The following is a 26,301-nucleotide window of genomic DNA, read 5'->3' as shown; positions in this document are numbered from 1 at the left end:
GCGAGTAAGAAAAGAGGTTCTCGTATGTTACAGAGACTTATTGAGGTTGCGATCCGTAACCGATTGTTGGTGGTGTTGGCATTGATCGCGGTTGCGATCGCCAGTGTGGCCATGTTACCTAAATTAAATCTGGATGCCTTTCCAGATGTGACCAATGTGCAGGTTACGGTCAATACCGAAGCCGAAGGCCTGGCGGCCGAAGAAGTTGAAAAACTGATCAGTTATCCGGTCGAATCGGCCATGTACGCGCTGCCGGCAGTAACTGAGGTGCGTTCGCTTTCCCGTACGGGCCTTTCTCTGGTGACCGTAGTGTTCGCCGAAGGGACCGATATCTACTTCGCTCGTCAGCAGGTGTTTGAGCAGTTGCAAGCGGCGAGAGAGATGATCCCCGATGGTATCGGTGTGCCTGAAATTGGCCCCAATACCTCCGGACTAGGCCAGATATTTCAGTATATCCTGCGAGCCGCACCAGATTCAGGTATTGATGCCGCCGAGCTTCGTAGCCTGAATGATTATCTGGTTAAGCTCATCATGATGCCTGTGGGCGGAGTGACAGATGTACTCTCATTTGGTGGTGACGTGCGTCAGTATCAGGTGCAGATCGATCCGAATAAGTTACTGAGCTATGGCTTGTCTATGGAGCAGGTTACCACGGCACTGGAAAGTAATAACCGTAATGCCGGTGGTTGGTTTATGGACCAAGGGCAAGAGCAGTTGGTTGTTCGTGGCTATGGCCTGCTACCTTCCGGTGATAAGGGACTAAAGGCGATCGCCCAGATCCCGTTAACCGAATTTGCGGGCACCCCTATTCGTGTTGGTGATATCGCTAAGGTCGATTACGGCAGTGAGATAAGAGTAGGCGCCGTGACCATGACGCGCCGGGATGAAGCCGGTACGCCACAGGTACTTGGCGAAGTGGTTGCGGGGGTGATCCTGAAGCGAATGGGGGCAAACACTAAGGCGACTATCGATGATATTAATGCCAGAACCGCGTTAGTTGAACAAGCACTACCCGATGGCGTGACCTTTGAGGTCTTCTATGATCAAGCCGATCTGGTTGAACAGGCGGTAACAACAGTACGCGACGCGCTCTTGATGGCCTTCGTGTTTATTGTGGTTATCCTGGCGCTGTTTTTGGTGAACATCCGTGCCACCATGCTAGTGCTGCTTTCTATACCGGTATCTATCTGCTTAGCCTTGATGGTGATGTCCTATTTCGGCATGTCGGCTAACTTGATGTCGCTCGGCGGTTTGGCGGTTGCCATCGGTATGTTGGTCGATGGCTCGGTGGTGATGGTTGAGAATATCTTTAAGCATCTGACCCAGCCCGATAGACGTCACTTAGGCGCTGCGCGTGATCGCGCCGACGGTGAGGCCGATCCTCATCATGTAGATGAAGATCATCACGGTATCGCTATGCGAGTCATGTTGGCGGCTAAAGAGGTCTGTAGTCCTATCTTCTTTGCTACGGCGATTATCATCGTGGTATTTGCGCCATTGTTTGCATTGGAAGGGGTCGAAGGTAAGTTGTTCCAGCCTATGGCGGTGAGTATTATCTTAGCCATGCTTTCGGCCTTAGTCGTAGCCTTAGTTGCAGTACCAGCCTTAGCCGTTTTCCTCTTTAAGCGTGGTATCACACTCAGAGAGAGTGCGGTATTAAAGCCTATCGAAAGCGGATATCGCCGCCTGCTAACAGTAACCATGGCAAGGCCTAAGACTGTGGTGATCACCGCATTCACTCTATTCGTGCTGAGTATGTCGCTGCTGCCTCAATTGGGTACCGAGTTTGTTCCCGAGCTCGAAGAGGGCACGATTAACCTGAGGGTGACACTGGCACCGACTGCCAGTCTGGGAACCTCCCTCGATGTGGCACCTAAGCTGGAAAAGATGTTGCTGGAGTTCCCTGAGGTCGAGTATGCGCTGAGTCGAATCGGTGCGGCAGAGCTTGGGGGCGATCCTGAGCCTGTGAATAATATCGAGATCTATATTGGTCTCAAGCCTGTCGAGCAGTGGCAGTCAGCATCGAGTCGGGTTGAACTGCAGAAGCTGATGGAAGCCAAACTCAGTGTCTATCCGGGTCTTCTGTTTACCTTCTCTCAACCTATCGCGACGCGAGTGGATGAACTGTTATCCGGCGTAAAGGCGCAGCTGGCGATTAAGATCTTCGGGCCTGATCTGGATGTATTGTCACAAAGTGGTGAGAGGCTAACCGAGTTAGTATCAAGCATCCCGGGCGCCGTAGATGTATCACTGGAGCAGGTGAGTGGTGAAGCTCAGTTAGTGGTTCGTCCAAAGCGCGATCTACTTGCCCGCTACGGAATCAGTGTCGATACCGTGATGAGCCTGGTTAGCCAGGGGATCGGCGGTGTAAGTGCCGGTCAGGTGATAGATGGTAATGCCAGATATGACATCAACGTGCGTCTAGCCGAAGAGTATCGAAATGCGCCCGATGCGCTCAGAGATCTGATCCTCAGTGGCGTTAACGGTGCAACCGTGCGTTTAGGCGAGGTGGCCAGTGTTGAAGTTGAGATGGCACCACCGAATATCAGACGTGACGATGTTCAACGTCGTGTTGTGGTTCAGGCGAACGTATCGGGTCGCGATATGGGCTCTGTGGTTAACGATATCTATGCCATTATTCCAGAGGCTAACCTGCCTGCGGGCTATACCGTTGTGGTGGGTGGTCAATATGAGAATCAACAGCGTGCTCAGCAAAAATTGATGTTGGTTGTGCCTATCTCAATTGGCTTAATCGCTCTGTTACTCTACTTCTCGTTTGGTTCTATTAAGCAGGTCGGTCTGATCATGGCCAATGTGCCTTTAGCCTTGATTGGTGGTGTAGTGGCGCTGTTTATCAGTGGTACCTACCTGTCGGTGCCAAGCTCAATCGGTTTTATCACCCTGTTTGGTGTCGCCGTATTGAATGGTGTGGTGCTGGTGGACTCGATCAATCAGCGTCGACAGTCGGCATTAAATGATGTGTCGGGAGCGGATGACAGTGGAGAGAGCCTCTATGAGTCTGTTTATGAGGGAACGGTAGGACGCCTGCGCCCGGTATTGATGACGGCATTGACCTCGGCGCTCGGCCTTATTCCAATTCTTATCTCGACCGGAGTGGGAAGTGAGATCCAACAGCCATTGGCGGTAGTGATCATCGGCGGCCTGTTTAGCTCAACAGCCCTGACCCTGTTGGTGCTACCGACCTTATATCGGTGGTTATATCAGGGTCCGAAAGAGAAGGGATCAACACGAGTGAGCAAAGAACTTGAGGCGTTAGATTAACCTTAGGCTTAGTTTTTAATTTTTAACATCAGGGAAGAGAGGGGAGTAGGGTGCATTAGTCTGCCGCTCTATTCACTATACCCAAACGAATTCGAAATGCAGAATTCAGTATTTTGAAGTAGCTTGGGTATATAACCCCCTTTGTTACGGTCTGCCAGTATTACCGGTCGGTATAATAGGTTTGACTGCTACAATTATTTGAAAGACAGGGAGTTTCAGGCTCAGGAATTTTAACTGATACCGGAATTTCTTGTTGGTATGTCTAACCGTTCAAATGGGTGTCGTTATGTCAAACGCTGGCTAGGTTAAATTTGGTATTTGTACGCGGAGCAGGGTCGCTCCGCTTTTTCAGAAGGAGTTAAGCATGGCACATGCCCACGCTCATGACTTTGAATCTAATAGTAAAAAGTTATATATCGCCATTATTATTAACGTCATTCTGACTCTGTTTCAGATTGTCGGAGGCATTATGGCGGGGAGCCTATCTCTCTTAGCCGATGCCCTGCACAACTTCAGTGATGCCGGCGCTATCATCATTGCCGTTATCGCACGTCGTATAGGTAATAAACCTGCCAGTAGCCGCATGACATTTGGTTATAAACGAGCGGAAATTATTGGCACATTAATCAATAGTGTCTCCTTGATTGCCGTCGGTATCTATCTGATTGCCGAATCTATCAACCGCTATTTTAACCCGCAGCCGGTAGACGGTTGGATTGTCTTTGCCGTTGCAGGCATCGCCCTGATTATCGATATCGCCACGGCCCTGTTAACTTACTCCTCCGGTGCTAAAGACAATCTCAATATTCGCGCCGCATTTATCCATAATGTCTCCGATGCCATGGCCTCGGTGGCCGTTATCATCGCGGGTATCTTGATCATCTACTTCCAGTGGTATGTGGTCGACCTCATCACTACCGCAATCATCTCTGTCTATGTGATCTATCATGGCGCGATTTTGCTACGTAAGGCGATTTTGATCTTGATGGAAGCCACGCCTGAAGAGATAGATATCGATAAAATAAAAACCGAAATTTGTAAACTTGAGCCTATCGAATCGATAGAGCATGTTCATGTGTGGGAAATTTCCGATAAGCGTTACATGTTTACCGCAAACCTAATACTCGTCGATAAGAGTCAATCGGAAGCCGCATTGCAGCTCGTTAAACAGTGTTTAGCGACAGAGTTTAATATTGAACATACCACCTTAGAGGTTATCGATAAGACTCAGGATAATGGCCAATGTGCCTAGTACTCAGTGGTTAATGGTGGCTTGGGTTTCGATGATGAGCGAATAGTCATCTTGGTATCGTTATAGCTTGAGAAAAAACGGCAGCCAAGCCAGGCTGCCAAATGCAGAGATGGTGAAGATATTTAGGGTTCTTTGCTTTGTGGTTTGATAACCTCCTGACTAAATGTGTATGGATTGGGGTTAAAATACGGGGTTATTTGGCGATATTAGGGCCTACATACTTAGTCAATTTACCGTAACCGCCCTTCAAGATTTTCACATTGTCGTAGCCTAGGTGGCGTAACGCCGTTCCGGCTGCCATCGCTCTGGCACCCGATTTACATACCAAAACGACAGGCTTATCTTTGGGGAGTTGCGCTAAATTCTCTGGCGTAAATAACTCATCGATACCGATATTTAATTTATTCTCCATGGCGAGACCAAAGATCTGACGCTCTTGTGGAGTACGAATATCCACGGCTAGCATGGCTTTATTCGACTGTAACTGCTTAACAAATGCTTCTGCACTAATCAGACCTATAGCCTTACCTGCACTGGCTCCTTTTGCCTGACTAAACTGCTGCTGATAACTCTGTGCCAGCTGGGTATCGTAGGCCATAGCCTGGGTGCTCATTCCCATAAATGCGCATAGCAGGGTGATGCTTAAGTAGGGTTTCATCCTTCTTTCACTCCTAATTTGTTGGATTAATCAATATATGCCTGAGGTGGTTAATCACAGGGGCTAATCGGATATGGCTCAAAGAGTCCTCTTCGAGAGTCATATCATTCACATAAGAGATAGCGGTCACTACTCGTGACTCGAGTTCAATTCCCGGACATGAATTGAGTGCATTATGTGTAGTGTTATCAGCTTGTTCAATTGAGCTGTGTCACATAAATATGTGGGGTGAGAACTGAAAAAATATCAAGAACACTCGCAAACATAAATACTGCTTATCGGGGGGAAGTCAGCTGAAGTTACTGACGTGGGCGGATTTGGGGGATAGACATGCTGCTGCGGAATATCTCATAAAATGTAAAACCGAAATACTTGTTAGCAAGGTGATAACATTTTAGTTGTGAAAATCACGGAATGATGAGTATTGAGGGGCAAAGAGCTGCTCCCCCCTCAATTTTATAAGCAATACTGTTGCGAACGGGGGCTATTGGTATTTCGCCTTAACTTGCTCCATCAGGACTTGCCATTGTGGGTACTCTTTCAAGCTGGATTCCAGATCGCCCCATGGAGCAAGGGTTTGCAGCTTTTGTTGCTTGCTGTCTTGTTTGAGCTGAGTGGCTTGATAGAGATAATAGAAAGCCGATGCGCGATAGTTGGCGGCGCAATGAACCAGGATGTCTTTATCTCTATTCGCGTTCATTATTGAGAAGAAACGTTCGACATCTTCTATGTTGGGCTTTTTCCAATCGACGGAGATGGACTCGTATGTCATCCCTGCCGCCTTAACCAGACTGGCTTCATCCTCATGGCCGCTTGAGTTGCCATCGGGGATCAGGTTTATGACTAGATCGACCCCGGCTTGTTGTAACTTTCCAAATTGGGCTTCGCTTGGGAGTCCGGCGGTGATGACGTTGGCACTGTTGAACTGCACCGCCTTAATATCCTGAAGTGCGTCGGGTAAAATTTCCGCCTGTGCAGTCGTTGCCGTGATTAAACCTGCGAGTAAGATGGCACGTTTCATCTTTGGGTTCCTTTATATATGGAATGAATGACAAATTTAGAATCAGACTATTAGAATAAGCTCGTCAGGCTTAGTTCAATTGCAGAATCAAACCTTAACCTTGATGACTACTTTACGTACTCTCTTTGGAGTCGCACTTGTGCCAGGCATGTGCATATCATCCGGGAAGAATATCGCAAACATCCCGGCTTTCAGCGGGATAAATGCCGCCTCATGTTTATTGGTTTCATAATCGAACTCGGCGTAGTCATGTTCTGCGTTATATGCCATTGAGGGGCTCTGATCGGCTAATGGCAGAAAGCCAAACTCCTCTTCACCGCTAACCACATACTGGACATCGATATAGTGCTCATGAACCTCAAAAGGCTCCACTTCCTTAGGCTTAGTTTCATAATCATTGACGATAACGAATAGGTTCTTGCCATCGAGTTCGTAGCTTCCAACCTCGAGGCGGGTGAAGTCTGTCTCAGCCAAGTGGGTTAAAGCCGCAGCTATTCTCGGGCTGATGTGTGAGTAAAGGTCTAAATTACTTAAAGTATCGACAATCATAGTGTGCTCAGATTTATTGGCTGCTTATGGCATGAGTGTAGCGCTCATGCTGTTTCGATCAAGCCCTGTTTTGCTTAATACCAATCGGTATAAGAGTATTAAGGGCTTGCAATCGTGTCGCTCAGGAGTTCAGACAGGATTTGATCTCAAAAGGAATATTGTGTTGCTCGAAGGCGGTTTTTAACTGTTGAGTGATCTTAGATTTTGGTTTGAGAGGAAAGCTAATCTTCCCTTTTGTAGCATGGATAAACAGTTGGTCCCCGAGTAGGCGTACAGAGTTAATCTCATCATACTTGACGATAAGGTCCTTGGCGGGTCCCCAGTCACTTTCCATTGAGAGCTTACAAAATTCGACTGAGTCATGGGTAAACGCTATTTTTTGCTGCCAGATAAAATAGATCCACCAGACACAAGTACAGATAAACAGCAGGGGTACCAGCAGATCCCAACCTGAGTCAAAAACGCTTATTTTCATAATAAACAAGATATAACTGGTTGAAATGAAAGCGATGAAGAAGCTCAGCTTTCTGAAGGGGCGAATCTGGGTATTTTCCATCTTTGATATTCCTTATCAAGACTGTCCTTTGGTAAGGCTATAGTATAGGTGTTATTTTAAAAAGTTAACTTTTGTTCTTTTTCTTTCAAATAGGGGTCATTAACTTGCCAGCTTTACGTTTTCTTGCCGGACCGACAGCATACAAACAGATCGCAGAAAATGGTCTGAAGCCTGAGTTGTTTACTCAACTTCTGGCCGCATCGGGTGGTCCCAAATGGATAGGTATTGCCGGGCTGGACAGGTACCTGTTTGGAGAGTTTTTTAAAGAGCGTAAGACACCGCTGCATACCCTGGGGGCATCTTCGGGGGCGTGGCGGTTAGCTTGCCTGGGTCAGGATGAACCGCTGGCTGCTTATGACCGATTAGAGCAACTCTATATTGGCCAGCGTTATGATGTGAAGCCAACACCTGTACAGGTTTCAGAGCAGGTCACAGGCATTATCACCGGCCTTTTAGGTCAAGCTGCCGGGCAAGATATTGTCGATAACAAGGTGATTAAGACACACCTGCTTGCCTGCCGGGGCAGACACCTTAATCGCCTACCGGGTCGACTCTCATTAGGGCTTGGATTGGCGACGACTGCGGCAACGAATCTGGTGAGTCGAAAAAGCTTAGGCTTGCACTTTGAGCGCTTCGTTTTTAGTACACAAGACAGGGGGTCTCCCTTTAATCGGCTCGACGATCTTCCGAGCCAGCAAGTGAGTCTGACGGAGAAAAATATCGCTCGAGTCCTGTTGGCAACCGGATCCATTCCTTGGGTCTTAGCGCCGGTGACGGATATTTCCGGGGCGCCTAAGGGGCATTACTATGATGGTGGGATCACCGATTATCATTTCGACTTGCCACTGTCCCATGCTGAGGGGTTGACCCTCTATCCGCACTTTTATCCCAGCCTTACCCCTGGTTGGTTCGATAAGTCTCTGCCCTGGCGTAAGGCAAAGCGTAATTATCATAATGCGCTGATCATCGCGCCAACCCAAGCGTACCTTGACTCTCTTCCTCATGGTAAATTACCCGACCGGGGGGATTTTAAGCGCATGGAGAGCGGCGAGAGAATACGATATTGGCAGGAGTCTGTCGTTATGAGCGGGGTTTTAGCCGAGGAGTTGGCCGATGTGTTAGCGAAAGAGACTATTATGGAGCACCTTGAATATTTGTAGCGTCGCGCGACTATTTGAAACAAACCCCCACTCTATCCTGTCTAATATTATGTAGTCGTATCGAGCCTGAACAGTTCGCTAAGCAGTAAATTTTGCAACTGCTACACTTTAATATTATTGCCTTACAGATCTTTATAGGGTCTTGGGCAGCAGCTCATCGGCGGTGACCGACGGGGGATACTATGCAAACACAGGAGATGGCGTTAATCACACGTGATGCCTTGCTTTTACCCGATGGAAGAATTGAGATCAGGATGGTCGACCCTAGCTATCTGCATGTCGTGGCCGATGTGCTGAAAGGCAAATATCCCCTGGCATTTGGTATGTTCAAGGCTAATGGCCTACCCCCTTGTTACCCCAATGCCACTCAATGTGAAATCATAGATTTCAATCAGCTCCAGGATAATTCACTCAGCATAGTGCTCGAGGGGAAACAGAGGGTAAAAATCTTATCTGCGGCCAAGCGTAAGGATGGTGCATGGATTGCGAGAACGCTTCGCTCCAGTAATTGGGACCAAGAGCCTATTCAGGGTGAGTTTGAGTTGATCAGTGCCGCATTAGAGCAGTTTTATGAGGTTAATCCTGAGCTGAGTGGCTTATATGCCAACATCCATCTCGAGGATGCATCCTGGGTTAGTCAACGTTGGTTGGAAGTACTGCCTCTCTACAACAAAGACAAGCAGGTGCTGATGAATCAACCTAACTGCCATAAGACCATGGATTTTGTGCTCGATCTTATTAAGTCTCACGTGGACTAAAATCTTCTTGCCGATCTGTTAAAATGGGGCCGTGTCTCCTGTCTGAATCTATTTATGTCTTCTACAGTCCGTGCAACGCAAGCCTCCTATGTAGTGCTTCCTGAGAGTGTTACCGATAAACCCTGTGTGTTTAGCTTTCTGATTGAGCGTTTCCCACAGATTGAGCCACAGGTGTGGCGAGATCGTATTTTAGATGGCAAGGTGCATTGGCAAGATGGTGCACTTATCGAACTCGATACTCCCTTCAGACCCAGAGCCCGAGTGTATTACTACCGGGAGGTTGAAGCCGAAGCCGTTATCCCCTTCGATGAAGAGGTCTTGTACCGGGATGGGCAGATAATTATCGCCTTTAAGCCTCACTTCTTAGCGCTTCACCCCAGCGGCAATGTGATCAATGAGTGTTTAGTCAATCGATTACGGATTAAAAATGGCATAGAGACCATAGTGCCGGCCCATAGACTCGATAGGGCGACGGCGGGTCTGGTGCTGCTCTGTCTTTATCCAGAGCACCGTCAGCAATACCATGACCTGTTTAAGCATGGTGAGATCCTCAAGGAGTATCAGGCCTTAGCTAAATTGACGCCTGAGATTTTGGCTCAACACAGTGCCGGAGAGTTAACGTTTCCTGTTCATTGGACGGTAAAAAACCGTATGGTTAAGGGAGAGCCCAGCTTCACCATGAAAGTGGTAGAGGGGGAGGCTAATACCCATTCTGAGATCACTCTTATCGAGATGCGAGGCGAAATCGGCGTGTTCAAGTTGTCACCGATAACCGGGCGTACACATCAACTCAGAGTGCATATGCAGAGTCTGGGGATGTCGATACTCAACGATCGATGTTACCCCGTGCTTCAGCCGAAGGCCGAGGATGATTACGAGCGGCCGTTAAAGTTGCTCGCGAAAAGGCTTAAGTTCAAGGACCCGGTGACGGGGATCGAGTTCGATATCGAGTGTGATGGCTTAAATGATGGCTTAGATGATGTTGAGTCATAGAAGGTAAGCCATCACAGCAACCGGTAAATTAAGCGCTCTGGTTTAATGCTCTTTGTCGCAGTTTATCGGCTCGACTCCTCAGCTTGTACTTGAGAGTCCCGGTGCTTTCGACTCGGTTTGTTGAAGTGTGTCTCTGTCATATCCGCATGGAGTACGCTGATTTGAGTGGGGGCACCGTTGGGCCCGAATCTGACCAGACCGATACCACTCCTGTTCACTAATCGCCTGCTGCGTTCGCCATTGGGGCGACGACCACGAATATTCATCCGCTTACGCTTGGTAAAAAAGTTTAGCGGCGAGAAGTGGCCATAAAGCCAGCCATTGAGTTTATCGAAAATGGGCAGTAACTTTTCCGGAAACTGATTCTTAATACCGCTGCAGGTGATCTGGTAGATCTGCGGGCCGCCTTTTCTGAAGCGAATATGGATATCGTAGCTGAAGGAGTAGTGCACATCGCCTGAGAGGATGACAAACTGCTCCGGGGTCTTTCTGTGTTGAAAGATACTCAACAGAGTATTGGCCGTTCCCGGGTGCGCCATCCAGTTCTCGGCATCGATTAACAAGGATCCCCCCAGCATTGTTGCCGTTCTCTGCATCGTCTCTATCAGTTTTACCCCAAACATGGGGGCCGCCGAGACGATGATGACCTTACTCTGACCCACCAACTCCTGTTGAAGCTCCATTAAGGCCTCCCAGTCCATCAGGCCCGACGGCTTGGCAAGGTTAGACTCGCTACGCCAGCGATTGGTACGGGTATCGAGCACCACCAGTTTAGGGGAGGTGTTCAGGGTGTAGTGCCAGTGTTCGAATCTGAGCAAGGTATCGATCAGCTGGTCATGTTTGGTTTCATCTTGCGCTGTAAAAAAGTCATTCAGCAGGGGAGCTATTTCAGGCGTAAATTTGGCGGGGGCATTGCCTATTCCCTGAAAAATGGCATAACCAATCAGCGCATTACCTATAATGCGTTTAGAGAAGGCATGGCCATAGGCTGCCTCCTCCCATTTAGCGGTGAGGTTCCAGTCATCGGTAATATCGTGATCATCGAAGATCATATAGGTGGGCAGATGTGCCATAAGCCGCCTGACCTGAGCCAGGCCGGACTTAAACTCCAGCAGATGTATCCACTCCCGCCCCCATCGTTTAGTGTTCGCCGCCGATAAACCCACCACCTCTTTGGGAATATCGATCTTTTCCCATAGCTCGGGTGACCAGCTGAGCAGATAGAACGCGATAACTTCCCCCAAACTGACCAGATGATTTTCGGCGATGGAAGAGGTAAATATGGGGTGGTTCTTATACCAATGAGTAATGGGGGTCTTAGCCGGGTACTGGGTTCTGGGAAGTAAGTTCTTATGCCTGCGGTAGAGCGCCGCGGGATGGTAGCTTATCGACTCACTCCCCGGCAGGGCTGCATGGTCAAATTTCTCCTGCGGTAACCCCAGTAGTTTTATGACCTCACCGATGGCGTAGATCATAGGGCCGGCGACGTCATCGACATAGACCTGATCGCCGCTGAGCATCATGAGTGCGGGTCTGGCCTCTACACTCAGGTTCTGCTGCAACCTGGTGTCGGCGGCGACTAAGGCATCGCCGCTATGGTGGTGAGCATTACGGCACGAACCGTGTAGCATAGTATCTATGTCAGGTTTGATGACAAATTCAGGTGTGGCATTTTCCGGGTAATTGAGCGCTTCTATTTCAGCAAAGATGGCCCCATGTTGACTGTCGTCGAGTCGGTAACTTATCGCTTCATTAGCTGGCAGAAGCTGAGCCCGGTTGACATGGATAATATATTGCCAGGCATGCTCTCCAAGTCTGAGGGCGTGCACCTGATTGGTGCTCAGTGACTCTTTAAAGACGAGTGCTGATGTTTCACTGTGGTGCTTCAGAGCCAGAGTCAGCGATAACTCATTCATAGGCTCACGACTGACATACCATAGGGTAAAGTTATCTGAGTCGCAGTGGCGAAGAGTGGGCCCCGCTATGACAAGTGGTAGTTGCGCCTCTGGCATTTTTTATCTCTTTTTTAAACCATCCCGGATAGCTCACAGACTAAACAAGTCACTATGGTTTGAAAAGCTTAATCGCTATAGTATCCAATTGGATTGGATCAAAATTCATTGAAATGGAGTTTAACGAATGATTTCCGTAAAAAGAGTGTTATTACTGATTCTTGCAGCCGTTATAGGCTCACCAGTTAACCTATACGCTTGCGATGCACTTCCCTCTCAAATAGACAGTGTTATCAAGGACAGTAAAAATAATATTATTTTGGTTGGGGAGATGCACGGAACCCGTGAGTCTCCGGAAAAATTTTATCAGATAATCTGTAATGCGCTAAAAAATCAAGAACGGCGACTCGTGGTTGGAATCGAGCTCTCAGAGGGGCAGATCATCATGGATGGAGATGCGAAGCACCTCGAGTCCAGTATTCAAAACTCCGAAGTCTGGAGGACCCAACATGATGGTAAGACGAGCCTTGCCATGTATGACTTGCTTATGAAACTTAACGAGTTAGTTAAGGCCGATGCCCTGGATCTTCTGTTTTTTGAATCCGAGGATGAACAGAGAGATCTCGATATGTCTAAAAAGATTATTGAGAGTATTTCAGAACATAATTTGATTATTGCTTTAACCGGGAACCGGCATAATAAAATTAAGCATGGTAACTCATGGGACTTAGCTTCGAAGAATATGGGAGCTTACATCAAGGAGTCAGGCGAGGCCGTGGTGAGTGTTAATTTACTTCAGACCGGTGGTACTGCCTGGGTATGCGAGTCAGGCTGCAAAGTTCATCAGCTAAGGGATAGGGATTTATCTACTAAGGAAGAGGTCTTTAATGCCGGTGAAAAAAGCCGGTATGAGATCCATTGGATGCTGGGTAAGGTGAGTTCATCGGCTCCCAGGATTTTTTCAGAAAACTGACACAGAGACCTAACGTATGCCCCACAGTTTACTTCCTAACTTGAGACCGTCGGATCAGCTGGCTTTCTTGCGTATCTTGAGTCTATTGCTCAAGCTCGGACTGACATTTACCGCGGCGGAAACTTTCGGGCTCTCCCTGTATAGTCCGGCACTTAATTATGCCCTGCTGCTTGAAACCATCTATCTCGGGGTCACCTTCTCGATACGCCATCCGCTACAGTCGAAAGACTCGGGCCTGTTCATCGCGCTGCTGCTCGATACCGCATTTTGGATCACCTGGCTCTATTTTACCGGCGGGGCCACCAATGCGTTTATCTCGTTGTTACTGCTGCCTATCGCGATAGCGGCCGTGATACTGCCTCGCTGGGCACCCTGGTCTCTGACCCTTATCTCGACATTTGCTTATAGCCTGATGCTCTACTTTGTCCCCCAGGAACAGATGCAACACCACGGCATGGATATGAGTTCACATTACTTAGGTATGTGGTTTAACTTCGTCATATCATCACTGGTGCTGACCACCAGTGTCGCGTTTATCTCCAAACGGATGAGGCGGCAAGACTCTGAACTGGCCTATATGCGTGAAGCTCAGTTACGGCAGGAGAAGCTGTTGGCGTTAGGCACCGCGTCGGCTCAAATGGCGCATCAGCTGGCCACTCCGCTGTCCAGTTTACGTCTGCTGGTTGAGGAGGTGGACGAAGAGCTAGGGCATAACTCGCCAGCGGTTAAGGAGATGGATACCGCCCTGTTTCGCTGTGAACAGACTCTGACAGAGCTCAGGTGTGCGACCGAATCTATTCGCGAGCATAAACGGGTAGAGGTTGAGGTGGGCGAGCTTATCGCTATGTTAAGGCAGCAGGTCACACTGCTTATGCCTCAATTAAAACTTGAGTTGGAGTTGGATGAGGAGGCCAGCCACACCTTAGTGCAAACCGATACCAGCTTGTTGCCTGCTCTACTCTCTTTAGTCGAAAATGCCGCTCGTGCCAGCAATGAACACCTGCAGGAGCAGAGAGTCAAAATTGAGATAATTCTTGATGATGTTTATCCCTGTATTCGTCTTCGGGTGCGTGATTACGGTGTTGGGATCCCTAAGCGTCTGTTGTCTCAATTGGGGCATAAGCTGGTGGACAGTCCAACGGGGATGGGAATAGCGTTGATGCTTAGTCATGCCAGTTTTGAGCGTCTGGGCGGGAAATTGATTTTGGGTACACATGTGGATGGTGGTGCCGTCGCAGAAGTAACTTTACCTGTGGAGGGAAGCTAAAACTATGTCACTAACTCATTCACAAGCTAAGTCAAAAACTAAGCAACAAGCCTGCTCGCTATCTAAGTCGAAAAAGCTGTTGATCATCGAAGACGATCTGGCTCTGGGCGGGGTATTGGCGAGGCGCTTAACACGGCAGGGATTCGAGTGTCAGCAAGCCCATGATGTGACACAAGGTTTGCTGCTTGCGCGGCAATTTCAACCCAGCCATATCCTGTTGGATATGAAACTAGACGAAGACAACGGTTTGTCCTTGATTGAGCCGCTGCGTAAGAGTTTGCCTGATGTCACTATGGTGCTGTTGACCGGTTACGCAAGTATTGCCACCGCCGTCGAAGCTATCAGAATGGGCGCCGATAACTACCTGGCGAAGCCGGTAGATACGCAAACTCTGCTTAGGGCATTGAATGCGGCTCCCGCGGACATGGATGTTAAGAGTGTAGATGAGGTGCCACTGAACCCAAAGCGTGTCGAGTGGGAGCATATTCAGCAGGTGTTGAATGCGAACAAGGGCAATGTGTCGGCAACCGCTCGTCAGCTGGGAATGCACCGGAGAACGCTGCAACGAAAACTACTGAAGAAGCCAGCGCTTGATCATAGGGCGTAAAGTTCAAAAAACTGGATGTAACTCTTAATGCAAACAAGGGCAATGTGTCGGCAACGACCCGTTCAACAACCCGGAATATATGGCCTGTAGGTTAAAAGTTAAGAGTTTTGGTTGATCTGTTATAAGATGTATCTGTTGTACATTATTTGCCACAGGAGTTCTTGATGACAAAGAATGCAGAGTTTGAAACAGATCGTTTTTTACTCGATACCCCTCATGATCTTATCTCTATCGAGAAGTGGCAAAAAACGATTAATTTATTAGCCAAGCTTTTTGATGCGCCGGCCGGATTTCTCGTGCAGTACACCCCCAGTGGTTTTCAAGTCACCATCGCCAGTGAGCAAGACTCTAACCCCTATCCCGCCGGTGTGGTCATTGAACCCGATGCGAATATATTTTGCCGTAAAATTGTCGAGACGCGTACAGAACTTTATGTCTCTAATGCATCGATTGACGTGTGTTGGGATACCAACCCGGAGGTGCGCGATGATGGTTTCACCTCCTATCTGGGCGTTCCGGTATTTTGGCCCGACGGAGAGGTCTTCGGTACATTTTGTGTGATGGATTATGAAGAGACAGACTACAAAGATACTTACATTGAACTGATACATCATCTGAAAGATATTCTCGAAGCTGACTTGGCTATGCTGGGCCTCTATGAGCAGATGCAGAAGCTGGCCATTACCGATCCGTTAAGCGGGATCAATAACAGACGAGGTTTTCTCGTGCTGGCGGAGCAGCGCATAAAGCTGGCGAAGCGCACCGAGAGTCAACTGGGGCTGCTCTATCTGGATGTCGATGACTTTAAGTTGATTAACGATGAGCATGGTCATAGTGTCGGCGACCTGGTGTTACAGCATATTGCCCGGGTATTGAAAGCGTGTGTGCGTCAGTCCGATGTGATCGGGAGGATGGGGGGAGACGAGTTTGTGGCTCTTATCGTGATCGATGATGACAATGATATGGATGCCATACGCAGTCGTATTCTCGATGGGTTTAGCCGCCAAGGCGATGATTTTACCTTGCCCATCTTCTCTGCTTCTATCGGTGGTGCAAAGCTTGAGTTAACCACAGATTTTGAGGCTCAGCTTGAGGCCGCAGATAAAAATATGCTGCTCCGTAAGCGAGGCCGGGCTTAGTCGATTTAGGCAAAAAAATCCCCGGGGACGGAGGAGTCGCTCGGGGAGGGTAGTGCAGTGGATGTTTCCCTAAATTTTAATATTCGGTGACAGGCTTCAATCGATTCATATATAAATTGCTCTCATCGCTTAGGCAGTTGACTGCGAAAGAAATCGTCTGGAACTGAAGTGAATCGTCGAGTAAATAAGCACAAGTGTCAGTTTAGAATTGTGCCGTTAAAATCAATATCTGACAAAGGTTTATGTGCAAACTGCGACAAGGTGTCGCAGGCAAACTGGCTCAGGAAAAGCTGTCTCAGGAAAAACTGTCTCAGGAAAAGTTGGTTGCAGAGGGGCTAGCCAGGAGGTTTAGCTCGGTGGGCCTAAGATCTCATCCAGATCTTCAGCGGAACTCATCTGTGAATATTTGGCCAGTTCGGCCATGTTGTGTACCTCAAGCTTCTTCATCACTTTCGCTCGGTGAACCTCTATGGTCCTCAAAGAGAGGAATAGCGCCTCCGATATCTGCTTATTGGTCATCCCTTTAGTGAGCAGATTCAGTACCTCTTGCTCTCGTTCCGATAGGGTAGACAATTTCCGTTTGAGAGACTGAGCCTCGAAGGTTCTATGGCTGTAGAGCATCGCCTTGTCGATTGCACAACTCAAGGCTTTTCCCGAAACGGGTTTTTGGAAAAAGTCACAGGCTCCCTTTCGAAAGGCATCGACCGCCATGGGCATATCCCCATGTCCGGTGAGAAAAATGATGCCCAGTGGGCTGTCTATTTCGAGTAGCTTTTGCTGGACCTCCTGCCCGCTGACTTCCGGCATTCGGCTATCGAGTATGACGCAAGCAGCCCGATCTAAGGGGACAGTATTGAGAAAGTCATCACCATTATTAAACGCCGTGATGTGATAGCCGAACTGGCCGAGCATAAAGCTGAGCGAGTCTAAAATTGCGACATCATCATCGACGAGATAAAGCGGCAGTGTGTTCGGCATACGGGGCTCATTCGTTGGGATCTCAAATTAGAATAATCGGATGTCCGCTTGATCTCAAAGGGTTTGAGATAGGTATGATGAGTCAGATCACTAAAACAACTTTTATAGGCGTATAACTACCAAGTACCTGTGATGAATCGGTCTCCACTCACAGCTTTTTAACAAGGGTTCGTCTAACTTAGTACGATAAAGACAGTTTCAGTGGATTGAGTTATGCCTGCGGTACTCTTCATCATAGTAATGCTTATATCAAATGCAGCCTTAGCTCACTCCGATGAAGAGGCGAGTCTGCTCAACACTGACATGCGTCTTCCTGAGCGTCATTTGCGGGTCGGTGTACTGGCCAACCATGGTGTTATGCAGGGCAAGCTGCGCTGGCAGCCTATGATGGACTATCTGTCCGAAAGAGTACCGGGAGCAAATTTCGAGGTCGTGCCTTTAGGCTTTGAAGATATGAGCCAACAGATGCTCAATCACGATATTCAGTTTATGATCACCAACCCGGGTCAATATTTTAACCTGAGCAGCAACTTTCCCCTCTCTTGGTTGGCGACGATGAAGAGCCGTAAGCATCAAGGCACCACGTTTGCCATCGGCGCGACGATTATCGTTCGTGCCGACAGTGATATCTATACCCTTAACGATCTCAGAGGTAAGAGTATCGTAGCCAGCGGTCCTCAGGCGTTGGGCGGCTATCAAGCTGCCGTCGGCTTGTTGCATAAGATGGGCTACTCTCCGGAGCAATACTTTGGCGATCTGCGTTTCTTAGGTTTCCCACTGGAACCCATCGTCTATCAGGTAAGGGATAAAACCGTCGAGGCGGCGATCACGCCTTTCTGTACCCTCGAGGAGATGATAGACAGTGGCTTGGTAAAGAAAGAGGACTTTCGGGTTATTCACCCCACCTTGCCCAAAGGGTACGACTGTCTGGTCAGTACCCAACTCTATCCCAATTGGTCATTTGCCGCTGCCGAGACGGTGCCGACTCAGATAACACGGGCAATAACCCAGGCGCTGTATGACTTAGAGCCCGATGACGAAGCCGCGATTAGCGCAAAAACTATGGGGTGGACCGCCCCCGTCAGCCAGCTAAAAGTGATCAAACTATTTAAAGAGTTACAGCTGAAAACTCCGCCACCGCCACTTTATCAAACTGTCTTGAAATGGATGGAAAAAAATAAGGAGTGGGGAGGTGCGCTGCTGTTACTCTTCCTTATTTCGACGGTTTATCACCTCTGGCTGGAGTACAAGTTCAGGCAGAAGAGTGAGTTTCTTATCGATACCGAGAGACAGCTACAGGATAAAGCCCTGCAGCTGGAGCGCCTGCAGAGTACTGCCATTTTAGGGGAGATAGGTTCCGGACTCGCTCATGAGCTGAATCAACCCATAGCGGCCATCACTCAGTACAGTGAAGGGGGCATGATGCACCTCAATAACTCGGGAAGAGCGGACGCCGAAACCTATGAAATATTGGGGAAAATTAATGCTCAGTCGATACGTGCAGGGGCCGTGGTTCATAGAATAAGAGGCCTGTTGAAGCGGCGTGAAACCTCGGATGAGCTGTTCAGCCTGGATCTGGTGATGAATAACTCATTGGTGCTATTTTCAGCCGAGTTTAAGCGGCACTCGGTGCAAGCGGAAATCAGCACTCGGGGCACTCCCTTTAACCTCAAAGGCGATGAGGTCGGTGTGAGCCAGGTGGTTGCCAATATCATCAAAAATAGCTTAGATGCCTTCGATGGGAGCGTTAAAGGCAATAGTAATAAAGATAAAAAGATCTATATCAGCGTGAATTATGACCCTGAATCGGTTCAGATACAGTTATTCGATAATGGTCCAGGGCTACAGAAGTCGCCTCAGGAGTTAATGGTGTCATTTTGCTCCACCAAACGAGATGGGTTAGGGCTAGGCTTAGCTATCTGTAAGGATGTGATCTCTCATCATGGGGGGCAGTTTACCATTCAAAATTGTAGTGAGCTGGCACATGTACCAAACCTTCCCTGGTTACAGGGCTGTGTGGTCAAGATAGTGTTACCAAAAGCCTCTGACAATTAAGAGGCCATTGAGGCCTCAATGGTGGTTAGGCTTTTTGTTGAGGGACTAAGCGTCTGTCACTTCTGAAATTTGACTGATGATGACTCTGGTAGCAGCGTTACCACGCAAGGGCATATCAGGCGAGCAGATAAAAATGTCGGCTAAATCGATTAGCCGGCATTTTAGCTAAGGTTCAAAAAACAATTCAGCGATTACTTTTCATGGATAGAAGGTACCCTCGCGGCTCTGTCGTCATAGTCATCCGGATGGCACTTCTTACAACTGTCGGCTGCTGAATTGAAAGGCTGTTTCCAAACAGGCTTATTATTGGCGTCGCGGGCATCGCCAAAGTAATAAGGATCGTCAGATGGGTGCGACAAATCTATTTTAAACGTATGATTCAATCCTGGCATATGGCAATCTTTACACTCTGTGAAGAACTCATGTGCACCTTGGCTCATACCACCCACATCAGCGAACTTTTTCCCGGCGTGACACTCGCTGCACTCCTTAACGGCGTTTTCGTGACCAGGCTTATCCTTATTGAAAGGAGACTTATGTATATCGTGGCAGGCAGAACAATGGAAGTTCGATTTCTTGGTTATGCCAATGCCCGTATCAGGGTCTAGGCCCTTGAGGGTATCACCAGCTATGCGGCCACTATCATTTGATTGACTTTCCTGAAGGACTGGAACACGGCCATTCAGACTGTCGCCACCGAACTCAGCGTTGAATCCGCTGGTAAATTTAGGGTACATCTTGGCACCTTCAGTATACGAGGTGTGACACTCTCCACAGGCCACCGGTTTACCGAAAGCCATATCTTCGGCGAGGAGGTCGGCGGTCGATCGACCAGTGGCAAGTCTGGTGATATTCGTTTTGGACGGCGACTTGATATGTTCACTGCCGCTACCGTGACAGGCTTCACATTGAACGCCACCAGCGGCGAAGGTGCCGCCCATTCCTGGCAGATCGTCCTGCCGGTTCAGGTTTCGGTTGTCACCGGTTTCATAGGTGTAGTCTTTCCAGCCGGTAGCGTGACATTTGCCACACCAGTAGATATCTCCAGTTCCTTCCTCTGAGGTTGCTATAGGTGGATTCGAGAAAAAGACGCTGCTCTTCTCCCCTTGCATTCTATATCCGTGCTTATCAATGAAATTCATCCCTATTTTAGTACCGCCGATAACATAAGAGACATCATCCCAAGTGGCGGGGGTGCCCGCGGCATTTCCAATACCTTCCAGCAGGTCTAACATGTCGCTCCTATCAACGAAGGCGTAGTCGGGAGCTTTACCTTCCAGCACTTTATTTAGCATGAAGTTGTGGTTGGTTTCCAAGAAGCTTTTCTTGTCAGAATGGCAAGTCAGGCAGGTATCTGTCCCGACATAGGTGAGCGCTTGTGGGCTGTCCTCCACTGGGGGGACTATAACGCTACCACCGTTGTCGTCCACAGGCGGGACCACGTCGGTATCGCTGTTGTCGTCACTACCGCAGGCTGCCAACATGGCAACTGTGGCGGCAAGCGTCAGTATCCGTAATGATCGTTTTACGGGTGTTAAGTTCATCATCTACTCCTCATCGAGTTTGGTTAAGTTGCATGGCACTCCGTTGCCGATTTGGGTTCGTCCGTCGATTTACTGCACTTATTTATCGCTGCTCTTCTTCCCGTCTTCTTTCGCCGGTCTTGATCAGGCGCCTTGCGGTTTAGTCAGTGCAGCTTACTTCGGTTAATTGAGCCTGCCTCAATATTAAAGTTTATCTTCAATGGATTGCTGGATTCTCTCTTTGACTGTTTACCTCATATAGTGTGGGGACTGTAGGAGGTTCGTTTGTGTTTTGTATCCAAAGGAGAGTTAAAGCATGAGTCCTCCGCCGGCTTGTACAATCTGTCCTGTGATCCATCCGGCGCGGCTGTCGGCAAGTAATAGAACTGCATTAGCAATATCTTCGGGCTCACCTGGACGGCCCAAAGGGGTTTGCGCAACAATCATTCCTAGCATTTGTTCATCCGATTGAACACCCGCTGATATATCCGTCATAGTAAAGCCCGGTGCGATAGCATTAACTCGGACATTGCTTGGACCCAACTCTGCAGCGAGGAGTCTTGTGGCATGATCTAGGGCCGCTTTTGATGAAGCATAAGCGGCTGACCCCGGCATTACGCCATGTGACATGGTAGATGTAATATTGACAACAGTTCCCTTGCTGCTAACAAGGTGAGTCATTGCTTCGCGTATAAGAGCCAGAGGGGCAAACACATTTGTTCGGTACATATTTTCAATGTCTTCGTCCCGAGTTTCGGATAGTGGACCCATAGTCCCCATTCCGGCGTTATTTACCAGAACATCCAATCGACCATATTTGCTGATGACTTCATCAATGATGCGTTTAGGCTCTTCCTTTTTACAGATATCTCCTACTATTGAATAAGCCAACTCTCCCAGCTCATGTGTTGTTTTCTCCAGCACAGATTGTCTTCGGCCTGTGATGACCACTTTTGCACCTTTCGCGATAAAAGCTGAGGCTGTGGCTTTGCCAATTCCTGTACCGCCACCTGTAATTAATACCACTTTGTCTTCGAATAATTTCATTGGTTTCTCTTATTTCATTGTCAATTTAGCTAGTCGGAATATGTGCTTTCTAAAATTAATATTTGGGGGGCAAGCTGTGTCTCTGTAAAGTGTCTATGCTCCCTTATGTCGCTCGCCTAACAGGGAGTGTCGCCCTGTTTTTTACGGACTCAATCATATGGTGTTCACAAATGAATTTGAACTGGCTAAAATTGGGGTTTGCTGTTCCGTTTTTGCACCATCATTGCTTAATTGATAGAGATAGTAAGTATGAAAAATTTTGAGTGGGATGATTTACGTATCTTTTTGGCAATCTTTCGAGGTCGCTCCATCAGGGCTGCATCTAGGATTATGGGGGTAAGCCATTCCACCGTTTCACGACGGTTACAAGCAATGGAATTACAATTAGAAAGCAAACTTTTTACTCGTCAACCTGAAGGTTTTATCTTAACGGAAGTTGGAGAATCGGTGGTTAAACGAGCAGAGCGAGTAGAAACTGAGATTCTGAGTATAGAGAGAGAAATTTTTGGTCGTGATACATCGCTGGCGGGCCTAATCCGTATTTCCGCCCCTCCGAATATAGCGCAACATTTATTGATACCGTGCATTAGAGAGTTTGCTGCCCTTTATCCGGATATTGATATTCAACTCGACTCTTCATACGAGTTTGCCAACCTTAGTCGTAATGATGCAGATATCGCTCTCCGTATTCAGAAAATGCCTGATGATCATCTAATTGGACATCAGCTGCCTGATCTTGCTGGTGCAATTTATGCCACACCTGAATATATTGCTACACACAGTTTTACTGGTAAGGAATCAACGGCACGTTGGGTTGGATGGGGCTCACACAAAGCAATGGCTAAGTGGCATGGAGAAACGCCCTACAGTCACTGTAAGGTACAGCATTGTATACATGACCCACTCGCCCACCTCCAGGCTGTGAAGGAAGGACTTGGTTTTTCGATGCTATATTGTTTTATTGCTGATAAGGAGCTGGGGTTGATTCGTCTGCCAGAACAAGCAAAACCTAATTATTCTCCTTTTTGGATTCTGACTCATCCAGATCTTATTACAACAGAGCGTGTTCGTGTATGTGTGCGTTTTTTGCGAGAAGCAATATATAAACAACAGTCGCAACTGACTGGGGGAATTAGCTTTTGATTATGTGAGGGTCTTTATTTGTCTTGTTGTTAGGGGGAATGTTGCCGATAAGCGAAAGGGATAAGCTTGAGAGTCTTCACAGATTGGAATACCCGATTAGGTTAGATTGTTTCTGGTGATTTTCGGTGTTCTAGAGCCCGAATATCCACATTGTTTTTGTCATTAATTTATATAAATAACAATAAGAAAAATATGAACACTCTGTTTACCTACATTAAGGCTATTCACAGCCAAAAATCTGAGACTGAACTCGTCAATATCGTCAATATCGTCAATAAAGAAACCAAATCAGATGCTTATATTGATGCAGGTGTCGATGTGGGGGGCGGCGGTGTTATCGAGGTGAGTGAGTACGAGGCCACCTACCACTATGATAACGGCGTCGTGGTTCGACATAAGGTTGAGCGGGACAGTATTCCATCTGAATTGCAGTGCGAAGAGTGCTGGATCAGCTACGAGGTGCTCGATTTTGCCGGGCAAGATATCAAGCCTTTCAGGAAAACGTTTTATAACAGCTGTCAGGAAGAATTCTGGCTGAAGATGCACAGTGATTCCTTAGCCTTCGAATGAAGGTTGATTACATTTTCTTTTTTACTTCTCAGGTATTGGGTGGATTTATTGAAGCTCGTACCTTTACGGTTATTTATCACATGTTGTGCGTTGTAAATCGAGTATAAGCCTCTCAGTGAATTAAAATATAACAATAGTTTATGTTAACAGTGGATAGCTCTCATCAAATTCTTGTGATTTCTGTTTGAGAAAGTCGATGACCGTTCGGACCTTATAGCTCGGATAATCCGTTTGCAGGTAGACCAGTTGCAATGGAATACTCTCGGCCAGTTGATCGCCAAATAACACCTTTAAACGCCCACAATGGACCTCTTTGGCGACATCAAACCAGCTCTTATAGGCAATGCCTTCACCTGCCAGCGCCCAGTCTTTGATGATGGCACCATCATTACAACTTCTATCCCCTCTGACTTCGATTTCGTATTGACGCCCCTTATGGCTAAATGGCCATTTGTGCCAGGGTTCACCGCCGCGATTGAGGAGCAATATCTCATGGTTAGCGAGATCTTTTGGTTGAGTGGGCAGACCATGCTGCTCGATATAGTCGGGGGATGCCACCGCTACACGAGGCATCATGGCGAGCTGCCGCCTCATTAAACTAGAGTCTTCCAGATGTCCATAGCGTAAGGCCAGATGGACATTCTGGTCGATAAGATCCGCCATCTGATCGCCAATATAGAGATTTATTTTTATCCCCGGCGCACTGCGCGCGAACTCATCCAGCCACTCCCTGACGATGTTTCTTCCTAAGTCGGAGGGGAGGGCAATACGGATCTCACCTTTCAGTTCACCCCGATTGTCGGCCAAGGCGTTGCTGGCACCGTCGAGCAGTTGCAGTGCTTTGCGGCCCGTTTCGATAAACAGATGACCCTCTTCGGTGAGTTTCATTTTTCTGGTCGAACGGGCAAACAGCAGACAATCGAGCTTTTTTTCGAGTCGCTGCAAAGCCGCACTGGCTGCGGCCGGAGTCATGCCGAGCTCGCGACCGGCCGCCGACACGCTTTGTAGATCGGCAATACGTATGGCTAATTGGAGATCGTTGAGGTGATACATATCAAATATTTTTTGAAAATGATTTTAATATTAGCCTAATTATCAAAAGTAGTTAACAAGAATACACTCATTACATCGAACACACTTGGCCAACATAAGTTTGCCATCTTTAACCTACATGAGGAGCTGTTATGAGCCTTTTTACCCCTTATAAAAAGTCAGAATTGATGTTAAACAACCGCATGGTGATGGCGCCTATGACCCGCTCACGCACCACACAGCCAGGCAATATCCCCAACGAGATGATGGCAACCTATTATGCACAGCGTGCATCGACGGGCTTAATTATCACTGAGGCCACACAGATCTCCGATGACAGCCAGGGTTACTCCTTCACCCCCGGTGTTTATACTCAGGCGCAGATAGCAGGCTGGCAGAAGGTCACCTCTGCGGTACATCAGGCGGGCGGAAAAATTGTTAATCAGCTCTGGCATGTCGGCCGCGTATCTCATCCGGTATTTCAGCAGGGTCAAGCTCCGATAGCGCCATCGGCAATTAAGCCCACTGATACCCGAGTGTGGGTGGTAGATGCAACACACCCCGAAGGTCAGATGCTCGATTGCCCGATCCCAAGAGAGATGACGCAGGCCGATATCGACCGCGTAGTGGCTGACTTTGCACAGGCGGCGAAAAACGCCCTCGATGCAGGCTTCGATGGGGTGGAGATCCATGGTGGCAATGGCTACTTGATTGACCAGTTCTTGCGAACTAACTCGAACCACAGAAGCGATGCCTATGGCGGCTCGCCTAAAAAGCGTATCCGTTTCTTGCTTGAAATCGTGGCTGCAGTGAGCGCTAAAATTGGTGTCGGAAAAGTGGGAGTTCGTCTTGCTCCTTTCGTGACGTTCAAGGATATGGGCTGCCCCGAAATTGTTGAGACGATCTTATTGGCCGCTAAGCATCTAGGCGAACTCGGAATTGGCTATATGCATTTGTCTGAGGCGGATTGGGATGATGCACCACAGATCCCGCAATCATTTCGTGTCGGGCTAAGAGAAGTATTCAAGGGAACCATTATCGTCGCGGGCCGTTACGATGTTGAGCGTGCCAGTGAGATCATCGACCAAGGTTATGCAGACTTAGTGGCCTTTGGCCGCGCATTTATCGCCAACCCCGACTTGCCCTATCGTTTGCAGGCAGGCAAACCGTTAGCCGCCTTCGATAAAGGCCCCCTGTTTGGTGGCGGGGCGGCAGGGTATATTGATTACCCTAACTATCAGTGACTAGTGAGTTGATTCTCAGCCTTCGAATGAAGGCTGATTTCATTTTCTTTTTGGTTTATTTTTATTGGCCAGCGTGTTTGAAGGCGTACATTCATTGGTGTCTATCACCTCCGGTGAAGTATGTGCAGATACTTCGGTGACACGCTGCAAGCACTTCCATGTGTGCTCGGCTGTGACATCCCTGTCACAGACGGTCACCGCCGCATCTACACTTGTTGATTTACAAGAAAGTCACCTCTTCGATTAAGCCTTATATCTTTAATTCCTGATATTTGATCTGGTTTGTTTTTTAGTCAGATAATTTTGAATTGTGCAGGTTAGACTATTGAAGTGGCCAAAAAAGGAGAGTAAATTCAAATGGCTATATAATGGAAAGTAAACTCACCGATAGAGTAGCAACTCCTTCTCTCTCCGATAGAAAATAGTAAGAGCACACAGTTACATGGGGCCTACGGCATCATTTAATATAAATTGGAGAAGTACTTTAGTGAAAGGACAAGTCGGATATACATATATTAGAATTTGCAGCCTTGCTTATAGAT

The 26,301-nt window shown here is 48.0% G+C and carries 22 protein-coding genes; 13 read left to right on the top strand and 9 right to left on the bottom strand.

What is annotated here, in order from left to right; translation table 11 throughout:
* The first annotated feature begins 24 nt into the window (after positions 1 to 24).
* Together EKG38_RS17265 and EKG38_RS17260 are read left to right on the top strand one after the other, a co-directional pair.
* Complete coding sequence (locus EKG38_RS17265; RefSeq protein ID WP_126521466.1) at positions 25 to 3,282, top strand: efflux RND transporter permease subunit; 3,258 nt, start codon at positions 25 to 27, stop codon at positions 3,280 to 3,282.
* A gap of 364 nt (positions 3,283 to 3,646) precedes the next feature.
* Positions 3,647 to 4,534 (top strand): cation diffusion facilitator family transporter, encoded by an 888-nt coding sequence (locus tag EKG38_RS17260; protein WP_012144414.1) that lies wholly within the window; start codon positions 3,647 to 3,649, stop codon positions 4,532 to 4,534.
* 193 nt (positions 4,535 to 4,727) lie between these two features.
* Here EKG38_RS17260 and EKG38_RS17255 read toward each other — a convergent pair whose 3' ends face one another.
* The 4 genes from EKG38_RS17255 to EKG38_RS17240 all read right to left on the bottom strand — a co-directional run bounded on the left by EKG38_RS17255 (position 4,728) and on the right by EKG38_RS17240 (position 7,318).
* Positions 4,728 to 5,192, bottom strand: a complete 465-nt coding sequence (locus EKG38_RS17255) for a rhodanese-like domain-containing protein (protein ID WP_126521465.1) — start codon at positions 5,190 to 5,192, stop codon at positions 4,728 to 4,730.
* Positions 5,193 to 5,676: 484 nt separating this feature from the next.
* A complete protein-coding gene (locus tag EKG38_RS17250) occupies positions 5,677 to 6,213 on the bottom strand; it encodes a protein tyrosine phosphatase family protein (protein WP_126521464.1) in 537 nt (178 codons plus the stop codon).
* An 87-nt stretch (positions 6,214 to 6,300) separates the two neighbouring features.
* Positions 6,301 to 6,762: a NanQ anomerase/TabA/YiaL family protein gene (locus EKG38_RS17245; protein ID WP_126521463.1), complete on the bottom strand. Its 462-nt coding sequence runs from the start codon at positions 6,760 to 6,762 to the stop codon at positions 6,301 to 6,303.
* Positions 6,763 to 6,883: 121 nt separating this feature from the next.
* Positions 6,884 to 7,318 carry a hypothetical protein gene (locus tag EKG38_RS17240; RefSeq protein ID WP_126521462.1) on the bottom strand — a complete coding sequence of 145 codons (435 nt, stop codon included), beginning with the start codon at positions 7,316 to 7,318 and terminating at the stop codon, positions 6,884 to 6,886.
* A gap of 104 nt (positions 7,319 to 7,422) precedes the next feature.
* Between EKG38_RS17240 and EKG38_RS17235 the strand changes: the two genes are divergently transcribed.
* The 3 genes from EKG38_RS17235 to EKG38_RS17225 all read left to right on the top strand — a co-directional run bounded on the left by EKG38_RS17235 (position 7,423) and on the right by EKG38_RS17225 (position 10,229).
* A complete protein-coding gene (locus tag EKG38_RS17235) occupies positions 7,423 to 8,478 on the top strand; it encodes a patatin-like phospholipase domain-containing protein (protein WP_126521461.1) in 1,056 nt (351 codons plus the stop codon).
* Between the two features lie 182 nt (positions 8,479 to 8,660).
* A complete protein-coding gene (locus EKG38_RS17230) occupies positions 8,661 to 9,236 on the top strand; it encodes an LON peptidase substrate-binding domain-containing protein (protein ID WP_126521460.1) in 576 nt (191 codons plus the stop codon).
* A gap of 54 nt (positions 9,237 to 9,290) precedes the next feature.
* Positions 9,291 to 10,229 carry a pseudouridine synthase gene (locus EKG38_RS17225; RefSeq protein WP_126521459.1) on the top strand — a complete coding sequence of 313 codons (939 nt, stop codon included), beginning with the start codon at positions 9,291 to 9,293 and terminating at the stop codon, positions 10,227 to 10,229.
* A gap of 62 nt (positions 10,230 to 10,291) precedes the next feature.
* On the opposite strand, the gene EKG38_RS17220 is transcribed toward EKG38_RS17225, so the two are convergent.
* Positions 10,292 to 12,241 (bottom strand): alkaline phosphatase D family protein, encoded by a 1,950-nt coding sequence (locus EKG38_RS17220; RefSeq protein WP_126521458.1) that lies wholly within the window; start codon positions 12,239 to 12,241, stop codon positions 10,292 to 10,294.
* Between the two features lie 127 nt (positions 12,242 to 12,368).
* Here EKG38_RS17220 and EKG38_RS17215 point away from each other — a divergent pair, with 127 nt between their 5' ends.
* The 4 genes from EKG38_RS17215 to EKG38_RS17200 all read left to right on the top strand — a co-directional run bounded on the left by EKG38_RS17215 (position 12,369) and on the right by EKG38_RS17200 (position 16,167).
* On the top strand, positions 12,369 to 13,154 hold the full coding sequence (locus EKG38_RS17215) for a hypothetical protein (protein ID WP_126521457.1): 786 nt from the start codon (positions 12,369 to 12,371) through the stop codon (positions 13,152 to 13,154).
* A gap of 16 nt (positions 13,155 to 13,170) precedes the next feature.
* Positions 13,171 to 14,421, top strand: coding sequence for a sensor histidine kinase (locus EKG38_RS17210; RefSeq protein WP_126521456.1), 1,251 nt, complete (start codon positions 13,171 to 13,173; stop codon positions 14,419 to 14,421).
* A gap of 4 nt (positions 14,422 to 14,425) precedes the next feature.
* Positions 14,426 to 15,028, top strand: coding sequence for a response regulator transcription factor (locus EKG38_RS17205; RefSeq protein ID WP_246033205.1), 603 nt, complete (start codon positions 14,426 to 14,428; stop codon positions 15,026 to 15,028).
* Between the two features lie 164 nt (positions 15,029 to 15,192).
* Positions 15,193 to 16,167, top strand: a complete 975-nt coding sequence (locus tag EKG38_RS17200) for a sensor domain-containing diguanylate cyclase (protein WP_126521455.1) — start codon at positions 15,193 to 15,195, stop codon at positions 16,165 to 16,167.
* 348 nt (positions 16,168 to 16,515) lie between these two features.
* On the opposite strand, the gene EKG38_RS17195 is transcribed toward EKG38_RS17200, so the two are convergent.
* Positions 16,516 to 17,145, bottom strand: a complete 630-nt coding sequence (locus EKG38_RS17195; protein WP_126521454.1) for a response regulator transcription factor — start codon at positions 17,143 to 17,145, stop codon at positions 16,516 to 16,518.
* A gap of 213 nt (positions 17,146 to 17,358) precedes the next feature.
* Between EKG38_RS17195 and EKG38_RS17190 the strand changes: the two genes are divergently transcribed.
* A complete protein-coding gene (locus tag EKG38_RS17190; RefSeq protein ID WP_126521453.1) occupies positions 17,359 to 19,200 on the top strand; it encodes a sensor histidine kinase in 1,842 nt (613 codons plus the stop codon).
* A 191-nt stretch (positions 19,201 to 19,391) separates the two neighbouring features.
* On the opposite strand, the gene EKG38_RS17185 is transcribed toward EKG38_RS17190, so the two are convergent.
* Together EKG38_RS17185 and EKG38_RS17180 are read right to left on the bottom strand one after the other, a co-directional pair.
* Positions 19,392 to 20,747 (bottom strand): hypothetical protein, encoded by a 1,356-nt coding sequence (locus tag EKG38_RS17185; protein ID WP_126521452.1) that lies wholly within the window; start codon positions 20,745 to 20,747, stop codon positions 19,392 to 19,394.
* 285 nt (positions 20,748 to 21,032) lie between these two features.
* A complete protein-coding gene (locus tag EKG38_RS17180; RefSeq protein WP_126521451.1) occupies positions 21,033 to 21,770 on the bottom strand; it encodes an SDR family NAD(P)-dependent oxidoreductase in 738 nt (245 codons plus the stop codon).
* 249 nt (positions 21,771 to 22,019) lie between these two features.
* Here EKG38_RS17180 and EKG38_RS17175 point away from each other — a divergent pair, with 249 nt between their 5' ends.
* Positions 22,020 to 22,913 carry a LysR family transcriptional regulator gene (locus tag EKG38_RS17175; protein ID WP_126521450.1) on the top strand — a complete coding sequence of 298 codons (894 nt, stop codon included), beginning with the start codon at positions 22,020 to 22,022 and terminating at the stop codon, positions 22,911 to 22,913.
* Positions 22,914 to 23,105: 192 nt separating this feature from the next.
* On the top strand, positions 23,106 to 23,483 hold the full coding sequence (locus tag EKG38_RS17170; protein ID WP_126521449.1) for a hypothetical protein: 378 nt from the start codon (positions 23,106 to 23,108) through the stop codon (positions 23,481 to 23,483).
* Between the two features lie 138 nt (positions 23,484 to 23,621).
* On the opposite strand, the gene EKG38_RS17165 is transcribed toward EKG38_RS17170, so the two are convergent.
* Positions 23,622 to 24,536 (bottom strand): LysR family transcriptional regulator, encoded by a 915-nt coding sequence (locus tag EKG38_RS17165; protein ID WP_126521448.1) that lies wholly within the window; start codon positions 24,534 to 24,536, stop codon positions 23,622 to 23,624.
* Positions 24,537 to 24,667: 131 nt separating this feature from the next.
* On the opposite strand from EKG38_RS17165, the gene EKG38_RS17160 reads away from it, so the two are divergent.
* A complete protein-coding gene (locus EKG38_RS17160) occupies positions 24,668 to 25,759 on the top strand; it encodes an alkene reductase (protein WP_126521447.1) in 1,092 nt (363 codons plus the stop codon).
* Positions 25,760 to 26,301: the final 542 nt, after the last annotated feature.

The organism is Shewanella canadensis (assembly GCF_003966225.1).
Taxonomy (GTDB): domain Bacteria; phylum Pseudomonadota; class Gammaproteobacteria; order Enterobacterales; family Shewanellaceae; genus Shewanella; species Shewanella canadensis.
Note: the sequence above shows the minus strand (reverse complement) of the source record. Positions and strands in the feature narration are given on the sequence as shown.

Excerpts from the sequence above, each read along its gene's own strand:
- EKG38_RS17215 (WP_126521457.1), top strand. The coding sequence starts at position 12,369 with ATGATTTCCGTAAAAAGAGTGTTATTACTGATTCTTGCAGCCGTTATA.
- EKG38_RS17260 (WP_012144414.1), top strand. The coding sequence starts at position 3,647 with ATGGCACATGCCCACGCTCATGACTTTGAATCTAATAGTAAAAAGTTA.
- EKG38_RS17255 (WP_126521465.1), bottom strand. The coding sequence starts at position 5,192 with ATGAAACCCTACTTAAGCATCACCCTGCTATGCGCATTTATGGGAATG.
- EKG38_RS17205 (WP_246033205.1), top strand. The coding sequence starts at position 14,426 with ATGTCACTAACTCATTCACAAGCTAAGTCAAAAACTAAGCAACAAGCC.
- EKG38_RS17250 (WP_126521464.1), bottom strand. The coding sequence starts at position 6,213 with ATGAAACGTGCCATCTTACTCGCAGGTTTAATCACGGCAACGACTGCA.
- EKG38_RS17240 (WP_126521462.1), bottom strand. The coding sequence starts at position 7,318 with ATGGAAAATACCCAGATTCGCCCCTTCAGAAAGCTGAGCTTCTTCATC.
- EKG38_RS17190 (WP_126521453.1), top strand. The coding sequence starts at position 17,359 with ATGCCTGCGGTACTCTTCATCATAGTAATGCTTATATCAAATGCAGCC.
- EKG38_RS17170 (WP_126521449.1), top strand. The coding sequence starts at position 23,106 with ATGAACACTCTGTTTACCTACATTAAGGCTATTCACAGCCAAAAATCT.
- EKG38_RS17165 (WP_126521448.1), bottom strand. The coding sequence starts at position 24,536 with ATGTATCACCTCAACGATCTCCAATTAGCCATACGTATTGCCGATCTA.
- EKG38_RS17175 (WP_126521450.1), top strand. The coding sequence starts at position 22,020 with ATGAAAAATTTTGAGTGGGATGATTTACGTATCTTTTTGGCAATCTTT.
- EKG38_RS17225 (WP_126521459.1), top strand. The coding sequence starts at position 9,291 with ATGTCTTCTACAGTCCGTGCAACGCAAGCCTCCTATGTAGTGCTTCCT.
- EKG38_RS17160 (WP_126521447.1), top strand. The coding sequence starts at position 24,668 with ATGAGCCTTTTTACCCCTTATAAAAAGTCAGAATTGATGTTAAACAAC.
- EKG38_RS17200 (WP_126521455.1), top strand. The coding sequence starts at position 15,193 with ATGACAAAGAATGCAGAGTTTGAAACAGATCGTTTTTTACTCGATACC.
- EKG38_RS17195 (WP_126521454.1), bottom strand. The coding sequence starts at position 17,145 with ATGCCGAACACACTGCCGCTTTATCTCGTCGATGATGATGTCGCAATT.
- EKG38_RS17185 (WP_126521452.1), bottom strand. The coding sequence starts at position 20,747 with ATGATGAACTTAACACCCGTAAAACGATCATTACGGATACTGACGCTT.
- EKG38_RS17230 (WP_126521460.1), top strand. The coding sequence starts at position 8,661 with ATGCAAACACAGGAGATGGCGTTAATCACACGTGATGCCTTGCTTTTA.
- EKG38_RS17220 (WP_126521458.1), bottom strand. The coding sequence starts at position 12,241 with ATGCCAGAGGCGCAACTACCACTTGTCATAGCGGGGCCCACTCTTCGC.
- EKG38_RS17180 (WP_126521451.1), bottom strand. The coding sequence starts at position 21,770 with ATGAAATTATTCGAAGACAAAGTGGTATTAATTACAGGTGGCGGTACA.
- EKG38_RS17210 (WP_126521456.1), top strand. The coding sequence starts at position 13,171 with ATGCCCCACAGTTTACTTCCTAACTTGAGACCGTCGGATCAGCTGGCT.
- EKG38_RS17265 (WP_126521466.1), top strand. The coding sequence starts at position 25 with ATGTTACAGAGACTTATTGAGGTTGCGATCCGTAACCGATTGTTGGTG.
- EKG38_RS17245 (WP_126521463.1), bottom strand. The coding sequence starts at position 6,762 with ATGATTGTCGATACTTTAAGTAATTTAGACCTTTACTCACACATCAGC.